This is a genomic window from Streptomyces africanus, assembly GCF_002150735.1.
Classification (GTDB): Bacteria; Actinomycetota; Actinomycetes; order Streptomycetales; family Streptomycetaceae; genus Streptomyces; species Streptomyces africanus.
Genome location: NZ_MUKA01000496.1, coordinates 1 through 5,057 on the forward strand (window position 1 = coordinate 1; position 5,057 = coordinate 5,057).

Annotated in this window: 4 protein-coding genes; all 4 read right to left on the bottom strand. The window is 73.4% G+C overall.

Annotated elements, in window-relative coordinates; translation table 11 throughout:
- Positions 1-517, bottom strand: a 517-nt coding sequence (locus CCL05_RS40630; protein ID WP_107400585.1) for a DedA family protein, incomplete at its 3' end; no start/stop codon positions are given.
- Between the two features lie 216 nt (positions 518-733).
- The gene (locus CCL05_RS40635; protein WP_086565597.1) at positions 734-1,186 is read right to left on the bottom strand and encodes a DoxX family protein; all 453 of its coding nucleotides are present in this window, start codon (positions 1,184-1,186) and stop codon (positions 734-736) included.
- Positions 1,183-3,180, bottom strand: a complete 1,998-nt coding sequence (locus CCL05_RS40640) for an FAD/NAD(P)-binding protein (RefSeq protein ID WP_086565598.1) — start codon at positions 3,178-3,180, stop codon at positions 1,183-1,185. Before CCL05_RS40640 ends, CCL05_RS40635 begins: the two co-directional genes overlap by 4 nt.
- Positions 3,181-3,362: 182 nt before the next feature.
- Positions 3,363-5,000, bottom strand: coding sequence for an alkaline phosphatase D family protein (locus CCL05_RS40645; protein ID WP_086565599.1), 1,638 nt, complete (start codon positions 4,998-5,000; stop codon positions 3,363-3,365).
- Positions 5,001-5,057: the final 57 nt, after the last annotated feature.

Genomic DNA, 5,057 nt, shown 5'->3' on the forward strand with positions numbered 1-5,057 from the left:
CCTCGGCTACTTCGGCGCCCAGCCAGTGGGCGCCGAAGTAGCCGAGGGCGACGCTGTACACGGCCCAGGTGAGACCCGCCAGGGCCGACCAGGGGAGGAAGTCGCGGGCGCGATGGTGGGCGGCGCCCGCGCCCAGGGAGACGACCGAGCGGCCGGCGGGCGCGAAGCGGGCGAGGACGACGAGGGCGCCGCCACCCCGTGCGAGGGCAGTGCCGAGACGTTCCTGCGCGGTGGTCAGGCGCCGGGAGCGGGAGATCGCCCGGTCCAGCCGGTCGCCGCCGCGCCAGGCGAGGCGGTAGGCGGCCAGGTCACCGAGGACGGAGGCGGTGGCCGCGCAGAGGGTCAGCACCAGGATGTCCGGCACGTCGGCCGCCGTACCCGCGGCCGCCGCCGTCGCCGCCGTGATCACCAGGACGCCGCTGGGCAGCACCGGCAGGAACACGTCGAGCAGGACGGACAGGGTCACCACCGCGTAGATCCATGGGCTGCCGAACAGCGACCCCACATGCTCCAGCACCGCAACTCCCCGTTGGTCCCCCGAGGGCCAGACCGTGCCGCGATGGCGCGGCGGAGCGGCAGGAGTGGCCGATGACAGCCATACAGCGTACGCGTGGGCGTGACGGGCAGTTCACGGGGGTTCGGCACGGAAACCCCGCGCACGCGGCAAGCAGAACGGCGCCTCCCCTCACACGAGGGGAGGCGCCGCTTCGCTCAGTGCGCTCCGAGCCGCGGCTCAGGCCGCCACCGGCGTCTGGTCCGCGGCCTGCCGGCCCTGCGCCGAGGTGCGCTTGTCGAGCAGCCGGTCCACGCCGAACGCGCCGGAACCCGTGAAGATCAGCAGGAACATCGACCAGCAGTACATGGCCGCGCCCTCGCCGCTGTTCTCGATCGGCCACAGGCCCTGCGGCTGGTGGACCTTGAAGTAGGCGTACGCCATCGCGCCGGAGGCGACGAACGCCGCGACGCGGGTGCCCAGGCCCAGCAGTACCAAAGCGCCGCCGACGAGTTCGATGACGGCCGCGTACCAGTTCGGCCAGGCGCCGGTTGCGGCGGTGGCGCCCTTGCCGTCCACCCCTCCGAGGACACCGAAGAGCGCCATGGCGCCGTGGCAGGCGAAGAGCAGGCCGATGACGATCCGGAACAGTCCGAGAGCGTACGGCTGCGCGCCATTGAGGCGTGCGGTCATGTGGGGGTCTCCTTCGGTCGCCCGGCCTGGGGAGGGCCGGTCGGGGGACAGAACCGATGAGTAACCCACGTTAGGTGCGTCTCATAGATGGTTGCAAGTTCAACATTTGGCCATTGGTTCACCTGTGATTGGGGCTCGATTTGCGCCACAGCCGCACGTAGAGCGGCTCTCGCCACCGCGTCCGCGTCCGAAAGTGTGACCGAATCCACGCCCGGACGAGCCCCCGCCGCCGTCACCCAGTGCACGCCCTCCGTCGGCACCCCGAAGGCGAACCGGCTGGTATGCGACACTCCTTGACGGTCTATCAGATGGTAAGGCCGCGGAGTCACATCCAACCCGCCTGTCTCGTATCCGTCGACGGTGTGCGGACGGCACCTCCCGGTCCGCAGCAGCTCCGCGAGGAGTCCGTCGGCCGATTTCCGCAGGTCGGGTTCCGGCAGCCGGGCCTCTATGAGGGTTCTCACACGGACGGCCGAACCCGGCACGTCGGGTGAGTGCGCCGCCCAGGCCCCGTCCGCCTCCGTCACCTTCAGGCGCGGCCCGAGCACCCGTACCACCCCCGCCTCCACCAGGGCCGCCAGCTCCTCGACGCGGCGCCGGGGCGGGCCGATGGACAGGAAGGCGTTGAGCGGGGTGTACCAGCCGTCCAGGTGGTCCCGGCGGGAGGCGCCGGCGAGGCCGCCGTGGTCGACGGTCAGCCGGAGCTCGTTGCGCAGGTCGCGCAGCACGTCGAGAGCCGCCTTCAGCGGGCCGCGCACATTGCCCAGAGCGGCCTGCGCGGCGTCCTCGCGCAGATACGACAGCAGCCAGTCACGCCACTCGCCGGGGTGCGCGAAGTCCCGTCCGGCATACGGCCGCGAGATCCGCTCCCAGCTCCAGCGGTCGGCGTCCGCCACGCCGAACTCGCCCAGCAGCACGGCCTCCTGGGGATCTCCGTGCGGTACGGACAGGAAGTGACCGGTGAACTCCTGGCGCCGCCGCGCGGAAACTCCCGCCTGCCGGAGCAGCGCGGTGCAGTACACCGTCTCCACCTCCTTCGCGACCAACGGCCATACCTCCGCCAGGAAGTCGGGCGCCTCCCCGGAGTCGGCGCGCTTGCGGAAGCCCGCGATCACGTCCGGTGTGAGGACCAGCGGGACGTGCCGGCCGTACGCCCCCTTCGCGTTGTCGCCGCGCGCCTGGTACGGGATGCCCCGCCGGGAACCGGCGTACAGCCGCGGTTCGCGGCCGGAGGGGAGATAGCGCAGGCCCCGGGCGTCCCGTACGAAACGGCCGCCGCGGCCGGTCGTCAGCAGGGCCGTGTGGTCGAAGAAGTTGAGGCCGAGGCCGCGCAGCAGGACGGGCTCGCCGGGCGGTACGCAGGACAGGTCGACGTCGGCCGGGTTGGCGGGCGGGACGTGGCGCAGGCCGTGGTGTGCGGCGTGGGCCGCCAGGCGCCGCCCGGCCGGGTCCGCGGTCGCCGGCAGGTGCCCCTGTGCCAGGACCACGGCGGACAGGCCGGTCAGGGTGCGGCCGTCGTCGAGGGTGAGGGCCTGATGACCGCCGGCGGTGTCGTCGAGCCGTGTCGCGCGGGCCCGGTGGGTCTCGACGCGGACGCTCGCCGGCGCGTCCCGTACGACGCGTGCGAACACCCACTCCAGGTAACGGCCGTACTCCGCCCGGGTCGGATACTCGTCCGGGCCGAGCGTGCCGCGCGCCCACTCGTGCAGGCTCGGGCCCGGGCGGATCGGGCCCGAGCAGTCCACGCTGTCGTCGGTGAACAGGGTCACCTGGCAGGCCACGGTGTTCATCAGCAGCTCGGGCGACTGGTCGGTACGCCAGACGCGGCCGGGGCCCGGCGGGTCCGGGTCGATCACGTGGACCGTCAGCCGGGCTCCGGGCGGGAGGAGCTCCGGAGCGGAGGCGGTAAGGCGTTCCAGGACGCTGGTTCCGCGCGGGCCGGCACCGACCAGCGCGACGGAAAAAGGTGCGGATTCTGCGGTCGGCGCAGGCAAGGGTGGGACTCCCGGGCGTGTGGGGCGCGGTCGGCGGTCCGTCGGTGGGGAAGCGGACGGTCCGCCTCATCATGCCGTCGCCGGGAGCGGGAGCCGAGGACCGGGGCGAAGGATTGACCTCGCTGTGGGGCGCGTCACGAGCATCACGGGTCACAGGGCGGCAAACGGGCGGAACAGGCCCCTTATCGGGCAAGCTCGGAGTCCAGAAGGGTCGTCAGGCGCGGACCCTTCCCCTCCCGCGTCCGCGCCTGCTCCAGCCGCAGCCGCGCCGAACGGCCGCGCAGGGTCAGCGTCATGAGCTGGTTGCCGAACCAGGGGCCGCCCGTCTTGCGCCAGCTCACCGGCGGCCGGGGAAGGCGTCCGTGCCGGGCGAGCCCGCGGCCCAGCCCGCGCGCCACCGCGCTCCAGCCGATGCGGAAGCCCATCCGGATCGACGCGGGGACGGAGTTGTGGACGGGCGAGCAGACGAGCTGCACCACCCGGGCGTCAGGGCCCTGCCCGGGCCACGAGGGCTCGGCGACGTAAGCGTGGTGCACGTCCCCGGACAGCACGCACACCGTCGCCGGGGCGTCCCGCCCCGAGCCGGCCTCGGCGATCAGCTCCGCCAGCCCGGCGAACGACTCGGGGAACGCCGGCCAGTGCTCCAGGTCCGCGGCCCGCCGCACCTTCTCCCCGAACCGCGCCCAGCGCTCGCCCCGTTCGCCCCGGCACAGCGCCGCGTTCCAGGCCTCGGCGTCGTGCACCAGATGCGGCAGCAGCCAGGGCAGCGAGGTGCCGAGGAGGAGGTGGTCGTACGACCCGGGTGTGTCCCGCACCTGCGCGCGCAGCCAGGCCTCCTCCACCGGGTCGAGCATGGCGCGGCTGCCCTCGGTGAGGACCCGGGCCGCCCTGCTGTCGATCATGAGCAGGCGGACGCGTCCGAAGTCGCGCCGGTAGCTCCAGCGGGCCGTGGCCGGGTCGGCGTCGGCCCGGGCGGCGAAGGTGCGCAGCACGTCGGTGCCGTCGGGGACCTTGCGGACGCCCTCGTACACCGGGTCGGCCGCCAGCTCCTCCAGGGAGAGGTTCCCCAGGTGCTGGTGGACCCAGTACGACATCAGGCCGCTCAGCAGCCGTTCCCGCCACCAGTCGGTGGCCCGCATGTCGGCGAGCCAGGCGGCGGAGGTGTTCCAGTCGTCGATGACGTCGTGGTCGTCGAAGATCATGAAGCTGGGCACGGTGGACAGCAGCCAGCGGATGCGGGGGTCGAGCCACGACTCGTAGTAGAGGTGCGTGTATTCCTCGTAGTCCGCGACCCCGTTGCCCGGCGGTTCGCCGAGGTCGCGGCGGGCCGCCAGCCAGCGCTGCGTCGTCTCCGAGGTCTCGTCGGCGTACACCTGGTCGCCGAGCAGCAGCAGGACGTCGGGCCGCTCGCCCTCCGGGTCGGCCACGAGGCGGGTGGCCAGCGCGTCCAGGGCGTCCGGGCCCACCGGGTCGTGCCCGCCCGCCGGGGGCGACGCCCAGCGGCAGGAGCCGAAGGCGACCCGGAGGCCGTCCTCGCCGCCCGGCGCGTGGATCACCGAGGGCGGGAAGGGGGATTCGGGCAGCGGCCACACACGGGTGCCGTCGAGGAAGACCTCGTACGTCGTGGTCGTACCGGCGGTGAGCCCGGTCACCGGGATCAGCGCGTAGTGGTGGCCCGCGACCTGGAAGGTCGGGGTCGTGCCGCCGGCGCCGTCGGCGCAGCGCACCGCGGCCGTGCACGGACGGCTCGTCTCGACCCATACGGTCGCGGACGAGCCGTCCGTGTACCTCAGCAGCGGTCCGAGCCGCAGTCCGGCCATCGCCGATCCCCTCTCCGTCGCCCCGTACGGTACGCAGCGACGGAGGCCGGCGGGGAG

Excerpts from the sequence above, each read along its gene's own strand:
- CCL05_RS40635 (WP_086565597.1), bottom strand. The coding sequence starts at position 1,186 with ATGACCGCACGCCTCAATGGCGCGCAGCCGTACGCTCTCGGACTGTTC.
- CCL05_RS40645 (WP_086565599.1), bottom strand. The coding sequence starts at position 5,000 with ATGGCCGGACTGCGGCTCGGACCGCTGCTGAGGTACACGGACGGCTCG.